Raw genomic sequence first — 23,524 nt, forward strand, 5'->3', positions numbered from 1 at the left:
CGGGCCGGGCGGGGCTTGGCACGTGCCCCGCCGGCGGCGCCGCGCACCGAACCTGAGTTCTCGACGGCGAGCACGGGGCAGGATCATCCCATGCGAGCGATCTTGATCTCCGAGCCCGGCGACCCCGACGTCCTCACGCCCGGCGAGGCACCCGACCCGACCGCGGGCCCCGGCGAGGTCGTCCTCGACGTGGTCGCGGCCGGCGTCAACCGCGCCGATGTCAACCAGCGCCAGGGCCACTACCCGCCGCCGCCCGGCGCGCCGGAGTGGCCCGGCCTCGAGGTGTCGGGCACCGTCGCCGACCCCGGCGACACCGCCTTCGCCCGTGGCGACCGCGTCTGCGCGCTCCTTGCCGGCGGCGGATACGCCGAGCGGGTCGCCGTCGACGCGCGCCTCGTGCTGCCGGTGCCCGACGGGGTCGACCTCGTTGAGGCGGCCGGCCTCCCGGAGGCCGCGGCGACGGTCTGGTCGAACGTGTTCCAGAGCGCGCAGCTCCAGCCTGGCGAGACGCTGCTCGTGCACGGCGGCTCGAGCGGCATCGGCACGATGGCGATTCAGATCGCCACGGCGCTGGGCTCCCAGGTGCTGGCGACGGCGGGCTCGGCGGCGAAGGTCGCCTTCTGCGAGTCGCTCGGTGCGACCGCCGTCGACTACCACGAGGCCGACTTCGTCGAGAAGGCGCAGGAACTCGGCGGCGCCGACGTCGTCCTCGACCTGGTGGGCGGCGACTACCTCGAGCGCAACATCGCAGCTCTCCGCACCGGCGGCCGGATCATGGTCATCGCCAATCAGAGCAACGCCGCGTCGACGTTCCAGCTCGGCGCGCTCATGGCCAAGCGCGGTCGCGTCTGGGGCACCACTCTGCGGTCGCGCCCCATCGCCGAGAAGGCCGAGGTGATCCGCGGCCTGCGCGAGCACGTCTGGCCCATGGTCGAGCAGGGCGTCGTGCGTCCGATCATCGACACGGTGTTCTCACTCGACGAAGCCGCCCTCGCCCATCGGAGGATGGAGGAGGGCGGCCACGTCGGCAAGCTGCTGCTGCGCGTCTGACGCGAGCGGATCTAGCTGACGCGCGAGTCCGCGCCGGGTCGCACGGGCGACGCCCCGACGACCTCGACGAGCACAGGCAGGGGCGGGCCGCCGAGCACGGCGTCCAGCCCGGTGACGGCCTCGGAGGCCGCCCGCACGGCAGGGACCGGCGACGACCCGGCCGTCAGGCGCAGGCGCAGCTTGAGGGCCGGCGCTCCTTTGAGCTGATACGACGCGACCGAGACGGCTGCGATGTCGCGGCGCGGCTGGAGCGCGTCGACGAGCGCGGTCTCAGCGAACTGCGACGAGACGACGATCCGCCCGGCGGGCTCGTCGACCTCGACGACGCGGTCGGTGCGTCCGCCGCCGCGGGCGATCGCCGCGATGACGGCGACGAGCACGACGACGAGGCAGACGACTGCGAGTCCCCACGGCAGGTAGCTGCCGTCGAAGGGCGCGGGCTGGCCGATGGCCGACGACTTCAGCGCGGTGTCCTGGGCGTCGCGTGCGCGGCCGATCCAGTCCCGGACGACCGACCGGCCGGGGAGGGCCGCCGCGACGAGGAAGGCCCCGACCGCGAGGAAGACGAGCCCGACGAGCCCGAGGAAGAGCCGGTTGAGAGGACGATTGGTGGAGGTCATGCGCCGAGCTTTCCTGTTCGGGTAACGCGGACGTCGGCGGTGACGGCCGGCCGGTAGCCGATGGCCGCGAGCTCGTCGGACGCCGCGGCCTGCACGGCCTCGACATCGGCCAGCGCACCCGACGCGGGCGTGATCGTGACGCGGGCTTCACGACGCGAGACCCAGGCGCTGACCTGGCCGGGCGCCAAGGCGGCGGCGACACGGGTGGTGCGGGCGAGCGACGCGGCGACGACCTGGTCGTCGACGACCACAGCGAGGCGCGGGTCGTCGAGGGTGTGGCGGCCACGGCGGCCGGGCGTGAGCGCGATGACGAGCAGCACGAGGCCGAGGAGGCCGGTGACGATGCCGGCTGCGATCACGAGGCCGCCCTGGGTGGTCGCCGCAGTCAGGAGCGAGCCGAGCACGTCCAGCGGCGAGAACAGCAGAGGCTTCCGGCCGAGGGCGGCGTAGACGGCCTCGACGCCGACGTAGGCGGCGACGAGCGCGAGAACGACGAGGACGACGACGGTCGCTCCGGAGCGCGATGAATGGGTCTCGCGGCGCAGGATCCGCCGGTTGAGGGAGCTCATGAAAGTCGTCCGTTCGTGAGGGGGAGGCGGCTGCCGGTCACGGTGACATCGACGCGCGAGACGGAGCGCCCCGTGATCTCGGCCATGCGACGGGTCAGAGTCTCCTGGAGCGCTGTGATCGTGGCGACCACGCCGACCTGATCGGCGGGTACGGCTGTCAGCGGGGGGATCGTCATCGGCGTCGAGACGCGGAGAGCGAGGCTGCCGTCGTCGTCGCGTGCGTCGACCCGGACGTCGCGCCGCTCGACGAGCAGCTGCTCGGCCACGACGGCACCGCCGACGCGCTGGAGGGCGCGGGAGGCGATGCTGACGTGACCCGGGATCACGGGCCCCCGCCCGGGGACGTCGCGCGAGCCGACCGGGTGGTCGATGCCACCGGGGTGCACAGAGGTGGCCGCCGGGGAATCAGGACCCGACGACCACCCGCTCGAAGCCGCCCCGTCGCCATCGACGGGAGCGGCGGCCTGGGGGTCTGTCATTGGGACGAGCGCCGTCCGCGGAGCACGTCGGCGAGGCTGGAGACGTCGAGCTCGCCCGCCGCCACGCGGCCGACGAGGGCGCCGACGGCGATGAACACGGCCACCAGCACGAGCGCCCAGAAGCCGAAGGCCACCGCGACGACGCCGAGGACGGCGCCGATCACGATGCCCGTGGTCGTCGCGCTCACTGCACGCGGCTCTCGGCGGGCACGCTCTCGTCGTCGTCGTCCTCGCCGGGGATGTGCACGTCGTTGATCGCGACGTTGACCTCGGCGACCTGCATTCCGACGAGGTCGGTGATGGCAAGGGCGACCGCGGAACGGACCTGCTCGGCGACGGCGTTCATCGGCGTCGGGTACTCGACGACGATGGTGACGTCGGCGGCGACCTGGGTCTCCCCGACCTCGACGCGCACGCCCTGCGACAGGTCGGTCGAGCCGATCACGTCGCGGATGGCGCCGAACGCGCGGGCGGCGCCGCCACCCAGAGCGAACACACCGGGAACCTCGCGGGCTGCGATGCCGGCGACCTTCGAGATGACGCTGTCGGCGATGACGGTCTTGCCTGAGGTGGCCGCACCCGTGGCGGTCGTCGTGGTCGTCACCGGCGTGGCGAACTTGTCGACGCGGCCGGCCGCCGGAGTGGCGGTGGGCGTCGGGGTGGCGGTAGCGGTCGGGACGGTGGGCTTGTCGGCCATGATGGTGCTCCTCTGGGATGAGAGTCCGGGGCGGCTTGAGGCCGCGTAACGATGAGACGCATCCACTCCCGAAAACGTCACGCACTTTCTTCGAAAAACTTCTTTTGCAGGAACCGGGGTGTTGTCTGAGGGGGTGAACTTCGCTCCGTCGACCTCGCCGTCGCTGGCCGAGGCCTCCGACGGGCTGCTCGCTCGCCGGGCGGCCGACGGAGACGCGCGCGCCTTCGAGGTGCTCCTGCGGCGGCACCTCGGCCTCATGACCGCCTACGCCGTGCGCCTCACGAGCTCGAAGCACGATGCGTCCGACGCCGTGCAGGAGGCCTCGGTGGCGATCTGGCGCGAGCTGCCCAACCTGACCACGCCGGATGCCGTCCGGGGATGGATGATGCGGATCGTCTCGCGGAAGGCATTCGACCTGATGCGGGCCAGGAAGCCGTCCGACGACATCGACGACGAGGCGGTCTCGGCGCGGCTGCCGGTCGACGACCACGGCGACCCGGCCCGCATCGCCCAGACCGACGACGCGATGGCCGGCCTGCGCCGCGCGCTCGACCGCCTGCCCCCGCTCCAGCGGCAGAGCTGGATCCTCCGCGAGGTGGGTGGCGAGTCGTACGGCGAGATCGCGGAGCACCTCGGCATCACGACCACCGCCGCCCGAGGCCAGCTGGCCCGGGCGAGAGAGACACTGACCACAGAGATGGAGGCCTGGCGATGAGCGACGAGACCGTCACCCTCGAGCGCCTGGCCGACTACCTGGACTCCGGCCGGATCCCCTACGACCCCTCGATCGAGGAGGTTCCCGAGAACGCCGGGCAGCTCGCTGTGCTGCAGCGCCTCCGGGCCCTGTCGAGCCGGCTGGTCGCCGACGAGGGCACCCAGGAGAGCCTCGCCGACCCGAGCTGGTTCGGCGGCGTCATGGAACGCGTCAGACGCGAGGCGCGGAGCGGCCGCGACATCCCTCTCGTCTCCTCCGACCTGCAGAGCACGCTGCATCTGACGGAGGGGGCTGTCCGCGGCCTCATCCGCGAGGCCGGCGACTCGGTGCCCGGAGCCGTGGTCATCTCCTGCGGTCTCGACGGTCCGCTCGCCGAGCCCGGCGCGCCGATTCACGTCGAAGTCACCATCAGCGCCCTCCGCGGGATCTTCGTGCCGGCGATGGCCGACGAGGTCCGCGAAGCGGTGGCCACCCGCCTGCTCGCGCAGACCGAGCTCGTCGTCGACAGCGTCGACGTGATCGTCGGCGACGTGCACCAGCTCGGCGGAGGTGCCGCATGACCGACACGCTCGCCGACGACCTCGCCGCGGTCGTCCGCTCCGTTCCCGGCGTCGCCGCGATCTACCCGCGGCCCGGCTTCGCCCAGCTCGCCCGGAGCGTCATCGGCACGGTCACGAAGACGACACCGCAGGTCGCCGTCGCCCTATCCGCGACGCAGACGAGGGTCGAGCTCGACGTCGCAGTGGGGCCCGAGCACTCGGGGCCCGCAGTGGCGCGCACGGTCGCGGCGGCGGTGCTCGACCATCTGGCCGCGCGAGGGGCGCCCGGGCCGGGCGTCGACGTCAGGATCGTCGCGCTGGGCTAGGGGCCTGGCGGCGGTGGGGCGCGAGTTCCTGCGCCCCTGGCATTCTGCGAGGTCAGACGGCGATGAGCCGTCGGAAGCGCGTGCCGTGGTAGACGAGCGGCTCCGTCTGGTCGCCGACGCGCAGCGACGTGACCTCGAGCACGACGACGTGGTGGTCGCCCGCCGGGATCTCGGAGCGCACCACGCACTCGAGCCACACGGTGGCGTCGTGCACGAAGATCGCACCGGACTCGGGCTCGTGGAGGTCGAGGCCGGCGAAGCGGTCGCGGCTGCGGCTCGACAGCTGGTAGCAGGCCTCGTCGTGCGCCGAGCCCAGGATCGAGACGCCGATCCTGCCCGCCTGCTTGAGGATCGGCCAGGTCGTCGAGGAGTTCTGCACCGAGAACATCACCATCGGCGGGTCGAACGAGACGCCGACGCTGAACGACGACGAGACCATTCCGACCCTGACTCCGTCGACCTCGGCCGCGAGCGCCGCGACACCGGAGGGGAACGAGCCGAATGCGAGCTTGACCGCTGCTGCGGCATCGGGCGTGCCGACCTCGACGAGGTCGTGGATCGTGGTGGTGGTCATGGCTACTCCTTGCCCGAGGCAGACGAAGCGAGGGTGGCGGATGCGGATGCCAGGACGATATCTCTCCAGTTGTCGAGCCAGCCGCCGTACGCGCCCTCGTCGGCGTAGGCCCTCTCGTTCAGGTACAGGCCCTGCGCGGGAGCGGTGGCGCCCAGCTCGACCAGGATCGGCTTGAGCAGCAGCTCGGGAGCGAGGGCGTGAGTCGGCCCCGCGCCGAGCATGAGCGGCACGACCGTGACGCCCTTCAGCCCGGTGGCCCCGTCGATCTGGTCGAGGAAGCACTTGAGCACACCCGTGTAGCTCGCCTTGTACGTCGGCGAGGCCACGATCACGAGGTCGCTGCCGGCCACGAGCTCGACCGCTGCCTTCACGGTGTCGTCGCCCCAGCCGAGCAGAGAGGGACCGAGGGTGACGACGTCGACCTCGCTGTCGGCGGCTCGGCCGGTGATCGACTCGGCCACATGGCGGGCGGCCTCGAGCGTGCGGGAGGCCGGCTTGGGGTTTCCGGCGACGACTGTGACGATCATGGATGCTCCTTGACTGGGATGCGCTCAGTCTTCGCCCGGCGCATTTCGCCTGCGTGGCTCGCGAATTACGCCTGCATTACGCCGTGGGTTCTCGGGGGTCGCGCGCCGTTCGGTATGCTTGACGGGCTGCGTCTCGGCGTAGTCTTGCTCCGCATCGGCGGTGCGCGAGTGTAGTTCAATGGTAGAACTTCAGCTTCCCAAGCTGATAGCGCGGGTTCGATTCCCGTCACTCGCTCTCTCTGGTCGTTCGGCGTCCCTGTGTCGGCGGGTCCTCAGGCAGCGAGCTCGACGGCCTCCGGATGCGGGATCGTGACCCAGAGGTCGACCTCGTCGTCGGCGTCGAGGCCGAGGGCGGCGGCCGTCTCGTCGGGGGTCGAGGCGACGATGGTGATGGCGGTGTCGGATTCGGGGCGGCCGGTCCGGATGATGATGCGGCTCGACCGGACGGGCTCGAGGTGCCGAGCCACGTCGTCCAAGAGCAGGTCGAGGGCGGCAGGATCGAGGCCGTCGAGACCGCCGTCGTCGAGGATCTGCACGAGCGCGCCACGGCGGCGATGGGCCGAGACCACCTGGCGGACGGCCTCGTTGAGCAGGCTGCGGCCGCGGATCTCGTCGCGAAGAGCCTGCTCCAGCACGCGGCATTCGGTACGGGCGTCCTCGCCCAGTCGGCCGACCACGGCGATGATGTGGCGGAGGATCGGCGCGGCAGTGTTCCCGGCGTGCTGAAGTCGCTGCTGGCGCTCGGTGTCGAACGCGTCCAGCTCGGCCTGCTGGATCGTCAGCTCCACGTGCTGCCTGGCTGCGACCTCGGCCGCGGCCGTGACCCTGCGGATGGCGTGGTGGATGAGCAGCCCGGCTACGACGATCACGATCTCGCCGGCGAGGCCCAGCCGGATGACACCGGACGGGCCCGCCCACAGGGTGATCTGCGTCACGAGGGCGCCCAGGGTGATGAGGGGCGGGAGCCTGCGGCCAGCCATCCACCCCATGGCCGCCCCCGCGAGGACCCCGCAGGTGAATCGGGCGATGGACGCCGAGTCGAAGTCGGCGGCATCGAGCCCGATCGTCGCGATGCAGCACAGGAGGACCCCGACTCCCGTGGTCACCCACGCGGCGCGGTTCGACATCGTTCCGCGCCGTGCTCCCCGGACGAGGGCGGGCAGGATGCTCAGGCCGAGGACGGATGCCGCGACCGAGGCGTACGCGTGGGTGACGAGAAGGGCGTCGAGTGTCGCGATGAGGGATGCCACGACGATCAGGCCGCCGAGGATCCGATAGAGGACGCGCCGCGGGATGACGGTGAACAACGACTCGCCCGGTCGACGGGTGAGCGGCGACGGGGCGCTATCGGGGTGCCACTCCAGGACGACGGTGGTGCCTTCTCCCGGTGACGAGTGGATGCTCGCCGACCCTCCGACGTGGCGCACGCGCTCCAGGATCGACACCCGGACGCCGAGTCGCTCCTGTGGGATGGATCCGAGATCGAAGCCGGATCCGTCGTCCGAGACGGTGATCCGGAGGCCGCCGTCGTCGAGTCGGGAGCCTGCGGCGGTCCGCCGGGCGGACGGCCCGGCATGGGTCACGCTGTTGCAGAGAGCCTGCACGGTCGCGGAGATGAGAGCCTCCGCCACCTCGGGCGGCAGCTCCAGGGCGTCCAGGCGGGTCAGGTCGAGGGTGGCGACACCACGGAAGCGGGCGAGATCGGCCTCGGCGTTCGACAGTGCCGTGCCGAGGGAGGCGATCCGCGGTGGCGTCTGCGGGCGAGCGCCGGTGGCAGACACGATATCGAGAGCCGCCCGGGCCATGCCGGCAGCACGGTCCGGCGCGTCGTTGCCGGCCGCAGCCAGGAGTGCCGCGAGAACAGTGTCGTGCAGCAGCGCGTCCGTGCGGACACGCTCGGCTTCGAGCGCGCCCTGGCGCTGGTGGTCTTCGAAGAGCATTTGCGCCCGCTCCTCGGCCTGGTCCGCCCGATCCGCCCGCGCGCGCAGCGCCCGGACTCCCGCGATCAGGCCCGCCGCCAGCAGGAGGAGTCCGAAGCCGGTGATCAGGGTGTGGGCGATGGGAAGCCTGTCGGCGTAGACGACGGCCAGAGCCGCGTCGATCCCGAGGCAGATGACGCCAGCGCGGAACGGGTTCGGCTCGGCCAGCGCAGTGCAGCTGAAGGCGATCAGAGACAGGCCGAGGAGCCACGGCGTCGATCCCAGCGGCAGCGGGTCGTGGAGCGTGAAGGGCTCTACGACGAGGAGCGCGACGTAGGAGGCCACCGGCAGCCAGAGCCCCGTTCGCAGCAGGCCCTTGCTCCGCGCGAGCGCGAGGGGCAGCGGCGCCACCATCGACCCCGCCAGGCACAGAGCCACGACGAGGAGAGGGAAGCGGTCGGGCCTGTGATCCCCGGCGAACTCGGGCAGGGCGAGGAGCACCAGCAGGCCGGCGACGATGGCCAGCGTCGCGGCCATGCCTCGCTCGACCCCGAGCCGGAGCGGCGCCGTGCTGCTGACAGGTCGTGTACTCGTCGCGGCGGGGCGCGACGGCGGGATCCTGCGAAGGGACGATGACAGATCGGCCGACTGATCTGGGTGAGGCTCGGGCACCTCGGTACGCTACGTCGACCCGAGCCCGGAGGCGACACCCCAGAACGGGTCTGGGCTGCGTTCACGCTGCGCAGAGCGCCTGATTCCTGGCCGGCCACGCGGTCAGGATGAGGTGACGGCCTGCATTCCGAGTGCCGATCCGAGCATCGTCTCCATGGCCGCATCGACGAGGCGGTCCCCCTGCGCGCGTTCGATGCGCCCGGACGCGACGAGTGCTGCGATCCCCTGCATCGTCGCCGCGAAGAGCATCTTGAAGACGTCTCGTGACTCGTCGTCCCCCTCGGCCGACCGCGCCCCGAGGGCACCGTCGAGCGTGCTGAAGAGGGCGCCGGCGGCCTCCTCGATCCGTCCGGGTCTGCCAGTCGCCTTGGCCTGGAACATCAGCTCCATCAGCGCGGCGTCGTCGATGGCGAAGTCGACGTAGGCGCGGGCGACGCGGCCGAAGCGGGCCGGCAGGGCTCCCCCGCCACCCAGCGCCGTTCGGACGGCGACGGTGAGGCGGTCGAAACCGAGTTCCGCGAGCGCATCGAGCAGCGACTGCCGGTCGACGAAGTGGCTCCGCGGCGCACCGTGGCTGACGCCGGCGCGGCGAGCGAGATCGCGGAGGGAGAGACCGTCGACCCCCGACTCGCGAAGGACCATCGTGGCCTCGTCGAGGAGGGCCGCGCGCAGGTTCCCGTGATGGAAGGGCTTCTGCGTCATGCCGCAATCGTAACCCTGATCCTGTCATTGCCTATTTTCTAGACACCGCCTAGATTGATCACATGACAACTCATCCCTCGCTCCTCGTGCTCGGTGGCACCGGGCAGACCGGACAGCACTTCACGCGACTCGCCCTCGAGGCGGGGCACCGGGTCCGGGTGCTCGCGAGAACACCCGGAAAGCTCAGGAGCACCCACCCGGAGCTCGAGGTGGTTCAGGGCTCTGTAGACGGAGACCTCGACCTCGACGCCCTGCTCGACGGCATCGACGCTGTCGTGATCATGCTCGGCAATGCCGCCGCGCAGCGCGAGCGACAGGTGAACACGACGTTCGTGCGCCTGCTCGTCCCCGCCATGCGCCGCGCCGGCACACGGCGACTCCTGTACCAGGCCGGGGGTCTCAGCGCGGCTCCAGGCACGCGACTCCCCCTGGTGCTCCGGCTCGTGCGGAACACGATAGCTCGGAGCTACATCGGTCAGCACGAAGACAACGAGGCCGTGATGCGCTACCTCGACCAGGACGCCCGCGACATCGAGTGGATGGTTCACCGCGCCGGCATCGGCTCGGACGGACCATCGAAGGGCGAGCTCCGCCGATCGAGCTCCCGGATCAGCATCGGCACGTTCGTCGACTGCGCTTCTTACAACCTGCGGACGCTCCTGGACGACTCGGCCGTGCACACCGCAGACGGCAGCACCTACCGGCGGCGCTGACCGGGGTGACGGATCCTGGGGCGCCCTAGCGGCCAGGGGCCGCGAGCACCGCGGCCGCCACGCGGCGGGCGAGCTCGAACGGCCGACTGAACGTCTCCATCCCGATGGTCACGATGGCACCCTCGTAGAGCAGCATCATCGTCTTCGCCGTCTGCAGGGGGTCGGCACTACCGGCCTCCTCGAGGAGCTCGGCGAAGACTCCGAGCAGCCACGCCTTCTGCCGGGCGACCTCGGGGAAGACCGGATGGCCGTCGTGGCCGTCGCCGATCTCGGCTCGGGCATTGATAGCGCTGCAGCCTTTCGGGGTGTTCGCACCGGACCACGAGATCGACGCGTCGAAGACCGCGAGCACCCGCTCGACGCCGGGCTGCGGGACGCGCTCGAGCGCGTCAGCGAGGTGCACTCGCCAGCGCGCGTCGCGATGCTGCAGGTACGCGACGACGAGCTCCTCCTTGGAGCCGAATCGGTCGTAGAGGGTCTTCTTCGTGACGCCGGCCTCCGCTGCGATCGTGTCGACCCCCACCGCATGGATACCCCGCTCATAGAACAGCGATGACGCAGCGTCGAGGACGCGGCGCGCGCCCGGAGTCAGAGGCAGAAGATCAGGAACGGTGACGGGCATGCGCTGATTATACCGACCTGTATAGTCACACCCATGAGTAAACAGATCGGTGTACTCGGTGGCCTCGTGTCGACCCTCGCCGCCATAGCGTTCGTCGCCTCGTGGAGCTCCGGCTTCGTCATCGCGGCGGTCGCGACCGTCGACGTCCCGTGGACGACGCTCCTCGTCTGGCGGTTCGCGCCGCTGGCGGTCGTCCTGCTCACGATCGGCATCGCGCGAGGCTCGATCAGGCGCGCGCCACTCAAGGACCTCGGACGTCAGGCCCTGATCGGCCTGTTCGCCCAGTTCGGCTACTGCGGATTCGTGTACGCGGCAATCGCCGCAGGGGTCGCCACCGGGACGACGGCACTCATCGATGCCGTGCAGCCCCTTGTCGTCGCCACGCTCGTGGGGCCGCTCCTCGGCCTCCGCGTGCGGGGCCTCCAGTGGGTGGGCCTGGTCGTCGGCGCCGGCGGGGTCGCGCTCGTGGTCAGCTCACAGGTGGGCGGGTCGAGCGCCCCCGCTCACGCCTATCTGCTTCCCGCCGGGGCCATGGCCTGCCTCATCGTGGGCACCTTCATGGATCGCCGGCGACAGTCCCCGCTTCCTGTGCTGACGACCTTGACGGTCCACGTGTCGGTGACAGCCGGCGCACTGACGGTCCTCGCGGCGCTCACTGGCACTCTCCTGCCCCCGGCATCGCTGACATTCTGGTCAGCGGCGGCGCTCTCGGCACTCGTTTCGACGATGATGGCCTACGGCCTCTACTGGTGGCTGCTGCGCCGACTCGGCATCACTGCCGTCAACGCTCTGCTCTTCCTGGTCGCTCCCGTCACCGCGGTCTCGGGAGCGGTGCTCCTAGGCGAGCCGCTCACGCTCGCGACCGTGCTGGCATTCGCCCTCTGCGCCGCCGGTGTGACGGCGGTCCTGATCGCTGACGGCCGCGGGGAGCTGCGCGCCTCGCGGCGAACCGGGCCGATCTCCGAACCCGAAAGCAGCAGACCCGTCGCCAGACTCACCGCTTCACCCTCCAGACGGACGCGCGCCATCGCCGCGACGCGGAACGATCGACTGTGATCGAGCACCGTGACGCAGCCCCTGTCCGCTGGTACAGGCCGGCACCGGGAGACGACAGGGCATCCGGCCCGACCCTGCTCTGGCTGCATGGCGGCGGGTTCTTCCGAGGGAGCCCGGATCAACCGGAGGCGCACGACGTCGCGCTCTCTCTCGCGGAGCATGGCGTCACGGTTGCGACCGCGGGATACCGCCTCACGCCGACCCCGGGTCCTGCCCGGATGAAGTCGAGTGCACGGCCTCTGCGGGGGCGCTTCCCGGATGCTCTCGACGACGTGTTCGCCGCCTACCGGGACGTCCTCTCCGCGTCTCCGTCAGGGGTGATGATCGGAGGAGCGAGCGCGGGCGCGTGCCTCGCGGCCGCCGCGACTCTCCGAGCCATCGACGAAGACCTTCGTCCGGCAGGCGCCGTCTTCGCGTACGGCTTCTTCCACTCGACGCATCCGCGAACACGGGAGGGGCGGCAGAGATCCCGTGGGCACCGACGGATCACGCATTCCAGATGGGCCCTGAACTGGATGAACCGCAACTACGCCGGGTCGGCCGAAGCTCTCTCCGATCGCCTGGCGTTCCCCGGCGGCCACGACCTCGACGCCTTTCCGCGGACTCTCGTCATCAACGCGGAGCATGACAACATGCGCGCGTCAGGAGACATGTTCGCGGTAGAACTGGGGGCTGCGGGAGTCGACGTCCGGCATCACATCCTCGCGGGCTCGCGCCATGCGTTCCTGAATCGACCGAGCCTCGACGCCTTCGCCTCCGCGATCTCGCTGGTCGCCGCGTGGACTCTCCTGGATGAGCACGCGCGCTAGGGGCACCGCTCCGCAGACCGGGCCCGGCACCGAACGCAATCGACGTGAACTCGACCGCGTCGCGCCGGCCCCGCCGACATACTGAAGCCATGACCCGCGCACTCCTCCTCATCGACATCCAGCTCGACTACTTTCCGGGCGGAGCCTTCCCGCTCGTCGAACCGGAGGCTGCCGCAGACGCGGCCCGCACCGTGCTGGAGTCGTTCCGGGCCTCCGGCGAGAAGATCGTGCACATCTTCCACGTCTCGACCGACGCCGACGCCACGTTCTTCCGGCCCGGCACCACGGGCCTCGACTTCCACCCCTCGGTCGCACCCGTCGACGGCGAGCTCGTCATCGAGAAGCACGAGCCGAACAGCTTCATCCAGACCGGGCTGCAGGAACTCCTCACCGCCGCCGACATCACCGAGCTCGTGATCGTCGGCATGATGAGCAGCATGTGCGTCGACTCGACCACGCGGGCCGCTCACGAGCTCGGCTTCACCGCGACCGTGGTGTCGGACGCCTGCGCGGCGCCCGACCTGGCGCTGGGCGACTTTGTCGTGCCGGGCGCGAGCGTCCACGCGGCCTTCATGGCGGCTCTCGACGGGAGCTTCGCGACGGTGGTGCCGAGCGCCGCGCTGCTCGCGGCCTGAGCCGCCCCGCGCGGCGAATACAGCCCCGGCGCTGCGAATACAGCCCCGGCGCTGCGAATCTAGGCTGACCACATGGACCTCCTCGCCCCCACGCGCATCCGCTCCGAGCTCGACCAGGTGACCAGGCACTGGACGCCCCGCGTGGTCGGCCAGGTCAACGACCAGTTCGTGAAGGTCGCGAAGCTGCTCGGGGAGTTCGTGTGGCACGCCCACGACGAGCAGGACGAGATGTTCCTCATCGTCTACGGCCGCCTGCGCATCCAGCTCGAGGGCGATCGCGAGGTCGTGCTCGAGCCCGGCGAGTTCTACGTCGTCCCCAAGGGCACGCGACACAACCCCGTCGCCGACGAGGAGGTCGGCATCGTGCTCATCGAGACGGTGACGACGGCCCACACGGGCGATGTGGTCGACGCGCGGAGCGTGCCGATCGACCAGCGGGTGGCGCCTAGCTGACGGCGGTCAGCACGTTCCTGCGCCCCAACGGCAAAGGGGCGGGCGACATCGTCGCACCGCCCCCGAGGGTGAAGCTGGACTACTTGATGGCGGCGCGGAGCTCGGCGGCGGCGGCGCCGACGTCGGGGGCACCGTAGATGGCGGCACCGGCGACGGCGACCTGAGCGCCCGACTCCTGCACCGACGCGATCGTCGCGACCTTGACGCCGCCGGCGACCGAGAAGGGCACGCCCGAGGCCTTGCCGTCGTCGAGGAGCGTGTCGAACGTGAAGCCGTCCTCGGCCTGCTCGTCGAGGCCTGCGTGCATCTCGACGAACTCGGCGCCGAGGGCGACGACCTCCTTGGCGCGGGCCGACTTGTCGGCGACGCCGATGAGGTCGACGACGATGCCCTTGCCGTGCTTCTTGGCAGCCGCGACCGCACCGACGATGGTGTTGTCGCCCGCGACGCCGAGGACGGTCACGAGGTCGGCTCCGGCGGTGAAGGCGATGTCGGCCTCGAGCTCGCCGGCGTCCATCGTCTTGAGGTCGGCGAAGACGATCTTGTCGGGGTGGGCGGCCTTGATCGCGGTCACGGCCGAGAGGCCGGCCGACTTGATCAGCGGCGTGCCGAGCTCGATGATGTCGACGTGCGGGGCTGCCGCGGCGGCGAGCTCCAGGGCGGCTTCGGTGGTCAGGGTGTCCATTGCGAACTGCAGTTTCATGATTTTCCTTGTCTTTGCGGTGAGGGAAAGGGGCGCAGGATCCGGCAGCGCTACTCGAGGTTCGCGTGCCGAGGCCAGATCTCGTCGGCCGTCAAGCCCGACCGCTTCCACAGTGAATGGAAGACGGCGTCGCCGACGAGTCCGACCGCCTGCTCGAACAGGCTTCCGGCGTACTGCTGGCTGGCGGTCGCCGAGCGGTCGAGCTTGGCGGCGGCGGGGATGACGACGACCACGTCGGCGCGCTCGGCCAGGGGCGAGTCGCCGGCCGTCGTGAGGACGGCGACGCGCGCGTTCGCCTCGGCGGCCGTGGTGGCCGCTGCGACGATGCCGGACGTGGTACCGGAGCCGCTGGCGACCAGGAGGACGTCGCCGGCCGCGATCGCGGGCGTCGTCGTCTCTCCGACGACATGCACGGCGAGGCCGAGGTGCATGAGGCGCATGGCCGTCATGCGGAGGGCGATGCCCGACCGGCCGGCGCCGTGGACGAAGACCCGGTCGGCCCCGGCGAGGAGTGCCGCGAGTTCATCGAGCGCGTCGGCGTCGATGCGGCTCGTCACCGCCTCCAGCTCGCCCGTGATCAGGTCGAGGGCCGCCGTTGGTCGCTCGTTGTCGTCGCTCATGACTCGAGTCTCGTCCGCCGGGAGCCGCATCGCGGCCACCCACTGGGACGGTTCGGCCTACCCGTTGGGGTAGGCCAGGACATGGGTAGGGTTGAGCCATGATCGACACCGGCGAGCACGCGACTCGCGAGCTCCTCCTCGCACACGCTCGCACCGTCGCCGAGCAGTCGGACAGGCATGCCGTGGCCCTGGAGTCGATGCTGGCAATTCTTCGCTCGACCCGGCTCGACGACCGCGCCGCCCGGACCATGGCGATCGATGTCGCCGCCGCCTCGCTGGTCGAGATCCGCATGACGACCGACCAGCAGCGCGACAGCATGCTCGAGCCCGTCATCGGAGCCTTCGCCCGGCTCCGCTCCGACCTCCGCCCCCTGGTGCGGTTCGGCGACCTCGACGTGCAGTTCGTCGAGCCTCCGGTCACCGGCCGGGCCCTGCCCGGCGAGGTCGCCCACGCCGCCCGCGCGATCGTGCGCAGCGCCGTGCTCGCGTTCGTCGACACCGGCGAGAGCCGGCGGGTGCGGATCCAGTGGGACTGCGACGGCCTCAACCTCCTGATCGGCATCCGCGACGACGGCCGCGGCGAGATGACCGCCCACGACGACTCGCTGCGCCCGATCGCCGAGCGCGTCTCCGCCCTCGACGGCGACCTCAGCGTCGCCTCCACGCCGGGCTGGGGCTCGGAGCTCTCGATCGCCCTCCCGCTCGACCCTCCGGTCGAGCCCGATCAGACGATCACCGCCGTGCCCCTGAGCCCGCGCGAGCGCGAGGTGCTCAGCCTCGTCGCCGCCGGTGCCCGCAACCGAGACATCGCCCGGAAGCTCGGGATCAGCGACAACACGGTGAAGTTCCACGTGTCGAACCTGCTGCGCAAGGTCGGGGCCCGGTCGCGGTCGGAGCTGGTGGCGCTGGCGCGCTGAGGTCGGGTTGGGCGGGGGTGGGGCAGTTCCTGCGCCCGATCAGAGGCCGAGCAGCGCCTGGAGCTCGTCGGCGACCGTCGCGGTCGGCCGGCGCGCGTCGATGCGGGCGGCCCCGCGCTCGATCATCTGGGCCTGCATCACCGGAAGCCCTGCGGCGATCTGCTGCCGGTCGAGGGGATGGCGGGTCAGGACGCGGTCGTGCTGGGTGGCCTCGTCGAGCTCGAGGAGCACGAGGCGGTCGAAGCGGTCGGTGAAGTCCCACTGGTTGACGGCGATGCCGAGCAGCACGCCGTCGGAGCCCAGCTCGTCGAGTACGTCGTCGAGACGGGCGGCCGACCAGCCCCAGTAGAAGTCGGCGAGCAGCTCGGGCGTGACGGGCAGGGTGTGGTCGCCGACGACGGCGCCGGACGCATCCATGAAGGCCGCGAGGCCGTCGACCGCGTCGGAGTCGAGGGCGCGGACGCCGCGGCGCACGAGCTCCGCCGTCAGCGTGGACTTGCCCGCGCCGGGATTGCCGCTCACGAGGTAGGCCATGGGCCATGGTCGCACGGACCCGCGAGAGCCGTCGAGAGTGGCCGCCTCGCGGCCCGCCCGGCGTCACGGTGCCGACGTGCCGCCCTCGGCGACACCGGCCCCGTCAGGCGACGCGACGGATCGCCCTCGCGCTGACGGCGGCGCACGCGAGGCTGATGACGACGAAGCCGCCGAGCACGACGGCGGTCCCGACGATCGGCGCGAGGGCGGCGAGCACGACCGGGAAGAAGAAGCCGACGTAGCTGAGGGCGTAGAAGACGGCGGTCAGCCCCGCGAGGTCGCCGCCCGTCGCCATGCCCTGCACGGTCGTCAGGCCGGTGACCATGCAGAGGCCGTAGCCCGCGCCGAACAGCGGTGCCGCGACGAGTACGGCCCAGGGCGCCGTCGCGACCGCCGCCACCATGAGCACCGCGGCCGCTGCGGAGCAGAGGAGCACGCCCGCCGTACCCGACCGGCCCTGGAGCAGCCGGTCGATCGGCGCCGAGGCGAGCTGCACTGTCGTGCCGACGCCGAGGGTGATCGCCGTCGTGAGCGTGGCGAACGCGACGACGTAGTCGCCCACTCGCGACGCGACGAGGCTCGGGCCGACGGCGAACGAGAGGGCGGCGGCACCGAAGATCCACGGCGCCATCGGGACGATGCCCCGGACGAAACGCGGGCGAACTGCCGGGGGCACGCGCACGTCGCCGAGAAGGGACGCGACCGACGGATCGGGCAGACGAGTCTCGGCAGCCCGGAGCACGATCGCCAAGGCGACGAGGCACGCCAGGATCTGCACGGCGTACGGCAGCACGGTCGGCCACGGGGCCCACTGAGCGAGGACACCCGCGACCCCGGCTCCGCCCCCGAAGCCGAGCGACATGGCGACCGACGCGCGCCGGGCGCCGGACGAACCTCGGCCTTCCGCCGTCGAGAGCTCCTTGATCCAGCTGCTGCCGACGACCATCGCCACGGCGACGCTGATACCGCTCAGAAACCGCCCCGCGCACAGCCCGACGAGGCTGCTGCTGGTGCTGGCGAGCACGATGCTCGCGACGACGCCGATCGCGATGCCGGCGAGCATCACCGGCTTGCGCCCGTAGCGGTCCGACCACGCGCCGGCGAGCACGAAGCCCGGCACGATGCCGAAGACGTACACGGCCAGCGAGAGGTCGATCTCGACCTGGGTGTAGCCGTCGACCCGACGGTAGAGGAGGAGCAGGGGCACGAAGTGGTTGCCGCCCCACGCGAGGGCGATCACCGCCGGGGCGACGCGGAGCCACCCGCCGAGGGCGGCGGGTGAGGAGCTCGGCATGGATTCAGACTAGGGGGAGCCTCCGACACCAGATCCCCGCGCGTGCCAGGCTGGCTCCATGACACGGCTACGAGGGGCAGGCCTGGCAGGGGGCATCGTCGCGGCGGCGCTGCTGATCAGCGGGTGTACGGGCACGACGACAGCGGCGCCGCCGGCCACGTCGCAGGCTGCGGTCGTCACGCCGACGCCGACGCCCACGCCCACGCCCACCGTGACGGCCCCGGCCGTCGAGAAGCCGCTCTCGAAGACGGTCGACGCAGGAACCGTCGCCGCCGCCGTCACAGCCACCGCCTCCGGCACCGGCTCGTCGAACGTCACGTACAAGCGCAACGGCGACTTCGCCGTCGTCGTCGAGCTCAACTGCCTCGGCTGCGCGGGCACGGCGACCGTCACGGCGCCCGGCCGCCTGTCGCCCTTCGGTCAGGCCGAGGCGCCCCTGCGCGCGTCCTTCCTGATGGACGTCTTCAAGGACGACCCGGTCTCGCAGACGCTGATCGTCAAGGCGACCGGCCCGTGGAAGGTCACGCTGCAGAGCTGGAACGACCTGACCCCGGTGTCGGGCAAGCAGTCCGGCGCGGGGCCCGCGGTGCTGTTCTTCTCGGACGACGTCAAGCACGTCATCGTCGACTACAAGCCGTCGGGAGCCGGCGACTCGTTCTCGGGGCGCGTGTTCACGACGTCCGACAAGCCGCTGGTGTTCGGCGACTCGGTCTCGTTCGCGAAGAAGTACGACGCCGATCTGCCGGGCGTCATGGCCATCCAGACCAACGGGACCTGGAGCGTGACGCCGACCCCCTAGCCGGCTACTCGCCGTCGACGGGACGCTCGAGCGCCTCGGCCAGCCGGAGCAGCAGCTCCGTCGCCGCAGGCCGCTCGCTCAGGGGGACGACCGACTCGGTGACTCCGGCGTAGAGGGCGCCCGCGCCAGTGGCCGCCGCGAGGCCGCTCGGCGTCAGCATCATCAGCGTGCTCCGACGGTCGGTCGGGTGCGGCTCGCGCGTGACGTAGCCGGCCGCGACCAGACGGTCGATCAGCGCTGTCGTGGCCCCGGTCGTCAGGCCGAGCGCCTCGCCCACGGCCTTCGCCGGGCTGCCGTTCTTCGCCGACAGGAAGACCAGCGTCTGAAAGTCGCTCAGAGACAGTCCCGCCTCGCCGGCGAACCGCTCGCGCACGTGCCGGCTCGCCACCTCGAGGGCCTGCCAGGCGAGCAGGAACTCGACGGTCGAAGGATCGAAGGGGGAAGCGGCATCGGACATGACGCAAGTGTGGCGCAGGCGAGCCCTGCGACGCGCCGCGTTACGCTCCGCGCACCGAGCCCGAGGTGCCGCCCGGCTCGTCCCCCGCTGGTCCCCCCTAGTGCCGACACCCTCCTTGGGGGCTGTGCGAGCGACCCTCGCCTGGGAGGCTGGACCCAGGAAGAAACGGGTGGTGGGACACCCGGGACTTCGCAGAGGGCCGCGGGGTGCGGCTGACACCGTGGTGCGGGAATTCGGGCCGGCACCAGGGCGTCAGCCGCGCCGCTCACCGGGCTCTCATTCGCGACCCCAGTGTTCTCCTCACAGCACGCGCCGTCCCGGGCTCACCCCGAGGAGCACACGTGACCTTCTCTCTTCGACTCGCCGCAGCGGCCGTCGTCACCGTCTCAGGACTGGTCGGCATCGGAATGCTGGACGCCCCCGGGGCCTCCGCCGAGTCGAGCGTCACGGTGCCGACCGAGGCCGGCGCGAAGGCGCTGAGCGCGACGTACGAGTCGAAGCAGGCGGCGTCGGTGAAGGCCGCATCCGCGTACGCGACGAAGTCGGCTGCCGCAGCGAAGTCGCGTGCGACCTACCTCGCCAAGGCGAAGGCCTCGACGGCGTCGCAGTCGCGACTGAAGGTGGTCCTGACATCGTCCACGTACTCCGCCTCGTACAAGGCCACGGCGAAGAAGAACTCGGCCGTCACGGTGAAGGCCACGGCGTCGGCCAAGACGGCGTACTCCGCCGCGAAGGCGATCGCCGCGAAGTACAAGGCGCTGGCCGCCGTAGCGGCGGCTGCTGCGGCAGCCGCACAGAAGGCGGTCGCAGCGACGCAGGGAGGCCTGGTCGCCATGGGCAGCGGAGACGCCGCGATGCCCACCGGCAGCGTCACCTCGAACGGCCGCACCTGGACGCAGTCGTACGCCGAGGACTTCACCACCCCGGCCGCCCTCGGCACGGTCTTGACGACCTATCCCCAGATGGAGGCTTACGACGGCTTCGACGACACCAGCGGCCAGGGCCTCTACGCTCCGGACAGGGTGCTCAGCGTGTCGAACTCGAACCTCGACTTCTTCCTCCACTCCGAGAAGGGCCAGCCCCTGGTCGCCGCGGTCATGCCCGACGGCTACACGCCGCACACCACAGGCCGCGTCTCGATCCGCTACAGGTCGGACGACATCCTCGGCTACAAGTTCGTCGGCATGTTCTGGCCGTCGAGCGACGACTGGAACGACGGCGAGATCGACTGGCCCGAGGCCGACCTCGGCGCGAATCCCCGTCCCGCCTCGGCCGTCCCCGGCTCGCTCCGAAACGGCGGCATGACCTTCAAGCCGGCCGTCGAGACGTTCGCGGCGACCGACCAGAGCGAGTACCACGTCGCCACCACCGAGTGGGATCACGACGCCATCCGCTACTACTGGGACGGCGAGCTCGTCTCGACAGTCACCGACGCGGTGCCCGCCACGGCCATGCGCGTGACCCTGCAGGCTGAGACGTTCATCGGCGAGGGCACGGTACCGAAGACCACCGCGGGCCACCTCGACATCGACTGGATCAGCATCTGGGACTGACCTGACGGTCAGCCCTGGCGGCGCCCCACCGGGATGCCGCGACCGCTGACGATCAGTGCCACGACCGCGACGAGAGCCGCGACCGCGAAGCACGCCACGAACGCCGTGATGTCGCCCGGCCCGCCGATCAGGCCGAACAGGGCGCCATTGACGCCGAGCACGACGGCCGCGCTCGCGGAATCCGAGATCGTCAGGGCCGAGCTGTTGAACCCCTTCTCGGAGTCCTTCGACCATCGCAGCGTGAGCACCGAGAAGCGGGAGTAGACAAAGCCGATCCCGAAGCCGAGGATCGTCCACCCGATGATGATGACGACGGGGTGCAGGTGCCACAGCGGCGTCGCCACCGCCGACAGGCCGCCGACGATCATCAGCGCGATGCCCGTACGGAGGCCCGTGAGCTGAGGCACCCTCTCGCCGATCCGCCCCACCAGCCAGCTCGCGAACGCCCAGCTGACCGCGCCGGAGGTGAGCGTCACCCCGGAGGCGGCGGGTGAGAAGCCGTAGTGGGAGCTCAGCAGATAGGGGATGTAGACGTCGCCGCCGATGAAGGCGGCGCCGACGAGGCCGCGGAGGAGGACCAGGGCGGGGATCCCCGTTCCTGCGCCCAGGGTCTTCTTCGGGAGCAGCGGACGCAGGGTCACCGCCAGGGCCGCGACCGATGCGACGACGACGAGGGCTCCGAGGAGGTCGGGCAGCTCGGAGATGAGGTTGAGAGCGACGATGGCGGCCGCTGCGCCGAGGGCCCAGAGGATTCGGGCGGGGCGCCAGGGGGCTCGAGTGTCGGAGGGCTCGAGACGCCGGAGCGTCGGCAGGATCATGAGAAAGGCGGGGACGCAGAGTCCCAGCGCGCCGATGAACACCCAGTGCCAGCCGACGGTCTGCGTCACCGTGCCCGCGATGACGGGGCCGACGAGGCCCGGGAGCACCCAGGCGGCCGCGAAGCCGGCGAAGACCGCCGAGTGCAGCCGCTCGGGGAAGACCTGCGAGACCATCACGTAGAGGCCCACGATGACGGCGCCCGACCCCAGGCCCTGGATCAGCCGTCCGATGAGGAGGACGGTCATCGACGGGGCCAGCCCGACGACGAGGAGGCCGACTGCGAAGAGGAGCGTCGACGCCAGGACGACGGGGCGCGGCCCGCGACGGTCGGCCCAGTTGCCGGCGACGACCATGCCGACGAGGCCCGACGCCAGTGGCGCTGCGAAGGCGAACGCGTAGAGCGACTCGCCGTCGAGCTCGCGGCTCACCGTCGGCATGACGGTCGTGACGGCGAGAGCCTCGAAAGCGCTGATGCCGATGAGGGCGCACATTCCGAGGGTGGCGAGGATGTACTTCTTGCTGAGGACGCCCGGCGAAGACGTGTCGACAGCGGCGGTGCTCATGGGGTCAGCCTAGGCCCCGTCGAGAACTCAGGCTTGGTGCGCGATGGCCGACCCGGGGCCATGGCCCGAGGCCGACGCCTCGCGCACCGCCCCTGAGTTATCGACGCAGGGCCTACTCGTTGCCGACGCGCTTGTCGGCCTCGTCGCGCGCCTTGTCGATCTTGTCGGTGTACTTGCCGCCGGTCGCCTTGTCGGCGGCACCCGCGACGGCGTCGAGCAGCTTGTCGCTGGTCCCCTCCGCCTTCTCGCTCTTCAGAGCGTCCTTGACCTTGTCGTTGCCGAGGAATTGCTGCGCCTTCTTGGCGATGTCGTCGAATCCAGCCATGGTGTGCTCCTTCGGTCGGTGAATGTTCGTCACGATAGACCAGCCAGACCCCTCGTGCACGGCCGGGGGTTATCAGGCGGCGTTCAGTAAGCTGAGATCCCGACCTGGAAGGGGTACTCCATGGCCGCCCGACTCCAATCGCTCGCACCGATCCTGATGCCTGTGCTGGCGCTGATCGCTCTCGTCGCGACGTATCACCGGCATCTCTCGACCGGCGTGGCGATCCTCGTCGGCGCCATCCTCATCGGCGCCGTCCTCGCGGCGGTCCACCACGCGGAGGTCGTCGCGCACCGCGTCGGCGAGCCGCTGGGTTCGATCGTCCTGGCCGTCGCCGTGACCGTCATCGAGGTCGGATTGATCGTGACGCTGATGATCGCCGGCGGCCACGACGTCGAGACCCTCGCCCGCAACACCGCGTTCGCCGCCGTGATGATCACGTGCAACGGCATCGTCGGGCTCTCGCTCCTGCTCGGCTCCGTCAAGCACGGCCTGCCCCGCTTCAACCGCGAGGGCACCGGCGCCGCCCTCAGCGTCGTCGCCGCACTCGCCGGCATGGCGCTCGTGCTTCCGGCCTTCACCACCGGCGCCTCGGGTGGGCGCTTCACCGGCGTGCAGCTCGCGTTCGTCGCCGTCGCGGCCCTCGCGCTCTGGCTGGCGTTCGTGTCGACTCAGACCGGTCGCCACCGCGACTTCTTCCTGCCGGTGAAGCTCACCTCCGACCCGAAGCTCGACTCCACCGACTCGGGCGACCACGCCGACCCTCCGTCCAACCGCGCGACGATCATCAGCCTCGTCCTGCTCGTCCTGTCGCTGCTCGCGGTCGTCCAGCTCGGCCACACCGTCCAGCCCAACATCGAGGACGGCCTCGACGCCGCCGGCATCCCGGGAGCCTTCGTCGGTGTCGTGATCGCCTTCATCGTCCTGCTCCCCGAGGGCATCGCGGCCTCGCGCGCCGCCCTCGGCAACCGCCTCCAGACCAGCCTCAACCTCGGCTACGGCTCGGCGATCGCCAGCATCGGCCTCACGATCCCGGCCATCGCCGTCGCCAGCATCTGGCTCGACGGGCCGCTCGTGCTGGGCCTCGACAGCGTGCAGATCGTTCTGCTCGCGATCACCCTCCTCGTGAGCACGCTCACCGTGGCGCCGGGCCGTTCGACACGGCTGCAGGGGATCATCCACCTGATCATCCTGGCGGCGTTCGTCTTCCTCGCCATCAGCCCGTAGAGGCGAGGGCCGCAGGAACTCGCGGCCCGGCGACGGGCT

The 23,524-nt window shown here is 71.0% G+C and carries 30 protein-coding genes and 1 tRNA gene; 14 read left to right on the forward strand and 17 right to left on the reverse strand.

Annotated features, from left to right (window positions below):
- The first annotated feature begins 90 nt into the window (after positions 1 to 90).
- Complete coding sequence (locus AC07TY_RS15770) at positions 91 to 1,050, forward strand: NAD(P)H-quinone oxidoreductase (protein ID WP_488625001.1); 960 nt, start codon at positions 91 to 93, stop codon at positions 1,048 to 1,050.
- 11 nt (positions 1,051 to 1,061) lie between these two features.
- On the opposite strand, the gene AC07TY_RS15775 is transcribed toward AC07TY_RS15770, so the two are convergent.
- Genes AC07TY_RS15775 through AC07TY_RS15795 form a run of 5 tightly spaced genes read right to left on the reverse strand, consistent with a single transcriptional unit; the run spans position 1,062 to position 3,415 of the window.
- On the reverse strand, positions 1,062 to 1,670 hold the full coding sequence (locus AC07TY_RS15775) for a hypothetical protein (RefSeq protein WP_488625002.1): 609 nt from the start codon (positions 1,668 to 1,670) through the stop codon (positions 1,062 to 1,064).
- Positions 1,667 to 2,239: a DUF6286 domain-containing protein gene (locus AC07TY_RS15780; RefSeq protein ID WP_488625003.1), complete on the reverse strand. Its 573-nt coding sequence runs from the start codon at positions 2,237 to 2,239 to the stop codon at positions 1,667 to 1,669. Before AC07TY_RS15780 ends, AC07TY_RS15775 begins: the two co-directional genes overlap by 4 nt.
- Positions 2,236 to 2,718: a hypothetical protein gene (locus AC07TY_RS15785; RefSeq protein ID WP_488625004.1), complete on the reverse strand. Its 483-nt coding sequence runs from the start codon at positions 2,716 to 2,718 to the stop codon at positions 2,236 to 2,238. The genes AC07TY_RS15780 and AC07TY_RS15785 overlap by 4 nt, the downstream gene beginning before the upstream one ends.
- Positions 2,715 to 2,906 (reverse strand): DUF2273 domain-containing protein, encoded by a 192-nt coding sequence (locus tag AC07TY_RS15790; protein WP_123505743.1) that lies wholly within the window; start codon positions 2,904 to 2,906, stop codon positions 2,715 to 2,717. The genes AC07TY_RS15785 and AC07TY_RS15790 overlap by 4 nt, the downstream gene beginning before the upstream one ends.
- Positions 2,903 to 3,415 (reverse strand): Asp23/Gls24 family envelope stress response protein, encoded by a 513-nt coding sequence (locus AC07TY_RS15795; RefSeq protein WP_488625005.1) that lies wholly within the window; start codon positions 3,413 to 3,415, stop codon positions 2,903 to 2,905. Before AC07TY_RS15795 ends, AC07TY_RS15790 begins: the two co-directional genes overlap by 4 nt.
- A 133-nt stretch (positions 3,416 to 3,548) precedes the next feature.
- Here AC07TY_RS15795 and AC07TY_RS15800 point away from each other — a divergent pair, with 133 nt between their 5' ends.
- Genes AC07TY_RS15800 through AC07TY_RS15810 form a run of 3 tightly spaced genes read left to right on the forward strand, consistent with a single transcriptional unit; the run spans position 3,549 to position 4,995 of the window.
- Positions 3,549 to 4,130 (forward strand): RNA polymerase sigma factor, encoded by a 582-nt coding sequence (locus tag AC07TY_RS15800; protein ID WP_494785940.1) that lies wholly within the window; start codon positions 3,549 to 3,551, stop codon positions 4,128 to 4,130.
- A complete protein-coding gene (locus AC07TY_RS15805) occupies positions 4,127 to 4,690 on the forward strand; it encodes an Asp23/Gls24 family envelope stress response protein (protein WP_123505746.1) in 564 nt (187 codons plus the stop codon). The genes AC07TY_RS15800 and AC07TY_RS15805 overlap by 4 nt, the downstream gene beginning before the upstream one ends.
- Positions 4,687 to 4,995: a hypothetical protein gene (locus AC07TY_RS15810; protein ID WP_123505747.1), complete on the forward strand. Its 309-nt coding sequence runs from the start codon at positions 4,687 to 4,689 to the stop codon at positions 4,993 to 4,995. Before AC07TY_RS15805 ends, AC07TY_RS15810 begins: the two co-directional genes overlap by 4 nt.
- A 52-nt stretch (positions 4,996 to 5,047) precedes the next feature.
- Here AC07TY_RS15810 and AC07TY_RS15815 read toward each other — a convergent pair whose 3' ends face one another.
- Both AC07TY_RS15815 and AC07TY_RS15820 read right to left on the reverse strand, forming a co-directional pair.
- Positions 5,048 to 5,569, reverse strand: coding sequence for a flavin reductase family protein (locus AC07TY_RS15815; RefSeq protein ID WP_494785941.1), 522 nt, complete (start codon positions 5,567 to 5,569; stop codon positions 5,048 to 5,050).
- 2 nt (positions 5,570 to 5,571) lie between these two features.
- Positions 5,572 to 6,096 (reverse strand): NADPH-dependent FMN reductase, encoded by a 525-nt coding sequence (locus tag AC07TY_RS15820; protein ID WP_494785942.1) that lies wholly within the window; start codon positions 6,094 to 6,096, stop codon positions 5,572 to 5,574.
- Positions 6,097 to 6,260: 164 nt separating this feature from the next.
- On the opposite strand from AC07TY_RS15820, the gene AC07TY_RS15825 reads away from it, so the two are divergent.
- Positions 6,261 to 6,331, forward strand: a tRNA-Gly gene (locus AC07TY_RS15825).
- 37 nt (positions 6,332 to 6,368) lie between these two features.
- On the opposite strand, the gene AC07TY_RS15830 is transcribed toward AC07TY_RS15825, so the two are convergent.
- Together AC07TY_RS15830 and AC07TY_RS15835 are read right to left on the reverse strand one after the other, a co-directional pair.
- A complete protein-coding gene (locus AC07TY_RS15830) occupies positions 6,369 to 8,552 on the reverse strand; it encodes a sensor histidine kinase (RefSeq protein ID WP_494785943.1) in 2,184 nt (727 codons plus the stop codon).
- Between the two features lie 237 nt (positions 8,553 to 8,789).
- Entirely contained in the window at positions 8,790 to 9,389 is a 600-nt protein-coding gene (locus tag AC07TY_RS15835; RefSeq protein ID WP_494785944.1) for a TetR/AcrR family transcriptional regulator, read from the reverse strand.
- A gap of 62 nt (positions 9,390 to 9,451) precedes the next feature.
- On the opposite strand from AC07TY_RS15835, the gene AC07TY_RS15840 reads away from it, so the two are divergent.
- Complete coding sequence (locus tag AC07TY_RS15840) at positions 9,452 to 10,102, forward strand: NAD(P)-dependent oxidoreductase (RefSeq protein WP_123505752.1); 651 nt, start codon at positions 9,452 to 9,454, stop codon at positions 10,100 to 10,102.
- A gap of 25 nt (positions 10,103 to 10,127) precedes the next feature.
- Here the strand turns inward: AC07TY_RS15840 and AC07TY_RS15845 are convergent, their stop codons facing one another.
- Positions 10,128 to 10,724: a TetR/AcrR family transcriptional regulator gene (locus AC07TY_RS15845; RefSeq protein ID WP_494785945.1), complete on the reverse strand. Its 597-nt coding sequence runs from the start codon at positions 10,722 to 10,724 to the stop codon at positions 10,128 to 10,130.
- Positions 10,725 to 10,757: 33 nt separating this feature from the next.
- On the opposite strand from AC07TY_RS15845, the gene AC07TY_RS15850 reads away from it, so the two are divergent.
- The 4 genes from AC07TY_RS15850 to AC07TY_RS15865 all read left to right on the forward strand — a co-directional run bounded on the left by AC07TY_RS15850 (position 10,758) and on the right by AC07TY_RS15865 (position 13,677).
- The gene (locus AC07TY_RS15850) at positions 10,758 to 11,780 is read left to right on the forward strand and encodes a DMT family transporter (RefSeq protein WP_494785946.1); all 1,023 of its coding nucleotides are present in this window, start codon (positions 10,758 to 10,760) and stop codon (positions 11,778 to 11,780) included.
- Positions 11,777 to 12,589, forward strand: a complete 813-nt coding sequence (locus AC07TY_RS15855; protein WP_494785947.1) for an alpha/beta hydrolase — start codon at positions 11,777 to 11,779, stop codon at positions 12,587 to 12,589. The genes AC07TY_RS15850 and AC07TY_RS15855 overlap by 4 nt, the downstream gene beginning before the upstream one ends.
- Before the next feature lie 89 nt (positions 12,590 to 12,678).
- Positions 12,679 to 13,224, forward strand: coding sequence for a cysteine hydrolase family protein (locus AC07TY_RS15860; RefSeq protein ID WP_494785948.1), 546 nt, complete (start codon positions 12,679 to 12,681; stop codon positions 13,222 to 13,224).
- Between the two features lie 72 nt (positions 13,225 to 13,296).
- The gene (locus AC07TY_RS15865) at positions 13,297 to 13,677 is read left to right on the forward strand and encodes a cupin domain-containing protein (RefSeq protein ID WP_494785949.1); all 381 of its coding nucleotides are present in this window, start codon (positions 13,297 to 13,299) and stop codon (positions 13,675 to 13,677) included.
- Positions 13,678 to 13,756: 79 nt separating this feature from the next.
- On the opposite strand, the gene hxlA is transcribed toward AC07TY_RS15865, so the two are convergent.
- Both hxlA and hxlB read right to left on the reverse strand, forming a co-directional pair.
- Positions 13,757 to 14,380, reverse strand: a complete 624-nt coding sequence (gene hxlA / locus AC07TY_RS15870) for a 3-hexulose-6-phosphate synthase (protein ID WP_494785950.1) — start codon at positions 14,378 to 14,380, stop codon at positions 13,757 to 13,759.
- 50 nt (positions 14,381 to 14,430) lie between these two features.
- Entirely contained in the window at positions 14,431 to 15,000 is a 570-nt protein-coding gene (hxlB, locus tag AC07TY_RS15875; RefSeq protein WP_123505759.1) for a 6-phospho-3-hexuloisomerase, read from the reverse strand.
- 98 nt (positions 15,001 to 15,098) lie between these two features.
- Between hxlB and AC07TY_RS15880 the strand changes: the two genes are divergently transcribed.
- Positions 15,099 to 15,917, forward strand: coding sequence for a helix-turn-helix transcriptional regulator (locus AC07TY_RS15880; RefSeq protein ID WP_123505760.1), 819 nt, complete (start codon positions 15,099 to 15,101; stop codon positions 15,915 to 15,917).
- Between the two features lie 39 nt (positions 15,918 to 15,956).
- On the opposite strand, the gene AC07TY_RS15885 is transcribed toward AC07TY_RS15880, so the two are convergent.
- Together AC07TY_RS15885 and AC07TY_RS15890 are read right to left on the reverse strand one after the other, a co-directional pair.
- Entirely contained in the window at positions 15,957 to 16,451 is a 495-nt protein-coding gene (locus AC07TY_RS15885) for a nucleoside/nucleotide kinase family protein (protein WP_494785951.1), read from the reverse strand.
- 103 nt (positions 16,452 to 16,554) lie between these two features.
- Positions 16,555 to 17,745 (reverse strand): MFS transporter, encoded by a 1,191-nt coding sequence (locus tag AC07TY_RS15890; protein ID WP_494785952.1) that lies wholly within the window; start codon positions 17,743 to 17,745, stop codon positions 16,555 to 16,557.
- A gap of 58 nt (positions 17,746 to 17,803) precedes the next feature.
- On the opposite strand from AC07TY_RS15890, the gene AC07TY_RS15895 reads away from it, so the two are divergent.
- On the forward strand, positions 17,804 to 18,544 hold the full coding sequence (locus tag AC07TY_RS15895; RefSeq protein ID WP_494785953.1) for a hypothetical protein: 741 nt from the start codon (positions 17,804 to 17,806) through the stop codon (positions 18,542 to 18,544).
- A gap of 4 nt (positions 18,545 to 18,548) precedes the next feature.
- On the opposite strand, the gene AC07TY_RS15900 is transcribed toward AC07TY_RS15895, so the two are convergent.
- On the reverse strand, positions 18,549 to 19,001 hold the full coding sequence (locus AC07TY_RS15900) for a MarR family winged helix-turn-helix transcriptional regulator (RefSeq protein ID WP_123505765.1): 453 nt from the start codon (positions 18,999 to 19,001) through the stop codon (positions 18,549 to 18,551).
- Between the two features lie 341 nt (positions 19,002 to 19,342).
- On the opposite strand from AC07TY_RS15900, the gene AC07TY_RS15905 reads away from it, so the two are divergent.
- A complete protein-coding gene (locus AC07TY_RS15905; RefSeq protein ID WP_494785954.1) occupies positions 19,343 to 20,554 on the forward strand; it encodes a glycoside hydrolase family 16 protein in 1,212 nt (403 codons plus the stop codon).
- 8 nt (positions 20,555 to 20,562) lie between these two features.
- On the opposite strand, the gene AC07TY_RS15910 is transcribed toward AC07TY_RS15905, so the two are convergent.
- Both AC07TY_RS15910 and AC07TY_RS15915 read right to left on the reverse strand, forming a co-directional pair.
- Positions 20,563 to 21,936: an MFS transporter gene (locus tag AC07TY_RS15910; RefSeq protein ID WP_123505767.1), complete on the reverse strand. Its 1,374-nt coding sequence runs from the start codon at positions 21,934 to 21,936 to the stop codon at positions 20,563 to 20,565.
- 112 nt (positions 21,937 to 22,048) lie between these two features.
- The gene (locus AC07TY_RS15915) at positions 22,049 to 22,261 is read right to left on the reverse strand and encodes an antitoxin (protein WP_123505768.1); all 213 of its coding nucleotides are present in this window, start codon (positions 22,259 to 22,261) and stop codon (positions 22,049 to 22,051) included.
- Between the two features lie 120 nt (positions 22,262 to 22,381).
- On the opposite strand from AC07TY_RS15915, the gene AC07TY_RS15920 reads away from it, so the two are divergent.
- Positions 22,382 to 23,485 carry a calcium:cation antiporter gene (locus AC07TY_RS15920; protein ID WP_494785955.1) on the forward strand — a complete coding sequence of 368 codons (1,104 nt, stop codon included), beginning with the start codon at positions 22,382 to 22,384 and terminating at the stop codon, positions 23,483 to 23,485.
- Positions 23,486 to 23,524: the final 39 nt, after the last annotated feature.

Source organism: Frondihabitans sp. GW821-FHT04F02 (assembly GCF_059420045.1).

Coding starts and splice junctions, on each gene's coding strand:
- AC07TY_RS15770 (WP_488625001.1), top strand. CDS start 91: ATGCGAGCGATCTTGATCTCCGAGCCCGGCGACCCCGACGTCCTCACG.
- AC07TY_RS15775 (WP_488625002.1), bottom strand. CDS start 1,670: ATGACCTCCACCAATCGTCCTCTCAACCGGCTCTTCCTCGGGCTCGTC.
- AC07TY_RS15780 (WP_488625003.1), bottom strand. CDS start 2,239: ATGAGCTCCCTCAACCGGCGGATCCTGCGCCGCGAGACCCATTCATCG.
- AC07TY_RS15785 (WP_488625004.1), bottom strand. CDS start 2,718: ATGACAGACCCCCAGGCCGCCGCTCCCGTCGATGGCGACGGGGCGGCT.
- AC07TY_RS15795 (WP_488625005.1), bottom strand. CDS start 3,415: ATGGCCGACAAGCCCACCGTCCCGACCGCTACCGCCACCCCGACGCCC.
- AC07TY_RS15805 (WP_123505746.1), top strand. CDS start 4,127: ATGAGCGACGAGACCGTCACCCTCGAGCGCCTGGCCGACTACCTGGAC.
- AC07TY_RS15810 (WP_123505747.1), top strand. CDS start 4,687: ATGACCGACACGCTCGCCGACGACCTCGCCGCGGTCGTCCGCTCCGTT.
- AC07TY_RS15815 (WP_494785941.1), bottom strand. CDS start 5,569: ATGACCACCACCACGATCCACGACCTCGTCGAGGTCGGCACGCCCGAT.
- AC07TY_RS15820 (WP_494785942.1), bottom strand. CDS start 6,096: ATGATCGTCACAGTCGTCGCCGGAAACCCCAAGCCGGCCTCCCGCACG.
- AC07TY_RS15830 (WP_494785943.1), bottom strand. CDS start 8,552: ATGGCCGCGACGCTGGCCATCGTCGCCGGCCTGCTGGTGCTCCTCGCC.
- AC07TY_RS15835 (WP_494785944.1), bottom strand. CDS start 9,389: ATGACGCAGAAGCCCTTCCATCACGGGAACCTGCGCGCGGCCCTCCTC.
- AC07TY_RS15840 (WP_123505752.1), top strand. CDS start 9,452: ATGACAACTCATCCCTCGCTCCTCGTGCTCGGTGGCACCGGGCAGACC.
- AC07TY_RS15845 (WP_494785945.1), bottom strand. CDS start 10,724: ATGCCCGTCACCGTTCCTGATCTTCTGCCTCTGACTCCGGGCGCGCGC.
- AC07TY_RS15850 (WP_494785946.1), top strand. CDS start 10,758: ATGAGTAAACAGATCGGTGTACTCGGTGGCCTCGTGTCGACCCTCGCC.
- AC07TY_RS15860 (WP_494785948.1), top strand. CDS start 12,679: ATGACCCGCGCACTCCTCCTCATCGACATCCAGCTCGACTACTTTCCG.
- AC07TY_RS15865 (WP_494785949.1), top strand. CDS start 13,297: ATGGACCTCCTCGCCCCCACGCGCATCCGCTCCGAGCTCGACCAGGTG.
- hxlA (WP_494785950.1), bottom strand. CDS start 14,380: ATGAAACTGCAGTTCGCAATGGACACCCTGACCACCGAAGCCGCCCTG.
- hxlB (WP_123505759.1), bottom strand. CDS start 15,000: ATGAGCGACGACAACGAGCGACCAACGGCGGCCCTCGACCTGATCACG.
- AC07TY_RS15880 (WP_123505760.1), top strand. CDS start 15,099: ATGATCGACACCGGCGAGCACGCGACTCGCGAGCTCCTCCTCGCACAC.
- AC07TY_RS15885 (WP_494785951.1), bottom strand. CDS start 16,451: ATGGCCTACCTCGTGAGCGGCAATCCCGGCGCGGGCAAGTCCACGCTG.
- AC07TY_RS15890 (WP_494785952.1), bottom strand. CDS start 17,745: ATGCCGAGCTCCTCACCCGCCGCCCTCGGCGGGTGGCTCCGCGTCGCC.
- AC07TY_RS15895 (WP_494785953.1), top strand. CDS start 17,804: ATGACACGGCTACGAGGGGCAGGCCTGGCAGGGGGCATCGTCGCGGCG.
- AC07TY_RS15900 (WP_123505765.1), bottom strand. CDS start 19,001: ATGTCCGATGCCGCTTCCCCCTTCGATCCTTCGACCGTCGAGTTCCTG.
- AC07TY_RS15910 (WP_123505767.1), bottom strand. CDS start 21,936: ATGAGCACCGCCGCTGTCGACACGTCTTCGCCGGGCGTCCTCAGCAAG.
- AC07TY_RS15915 (WP_123505768.1), bottom strand. CDS start 22,261: ATGGCTGGATTCGACGACATCGCCAAGAAGGCGCAGCAATTCCTCGGC.
- AC07TY_RS15920 (WP_494785955.1), top strand. CDS start 22,382: ATGGCCGCCCGACTCCAATCGCTCGCACCGATCCTGATGCCTGTGCTG.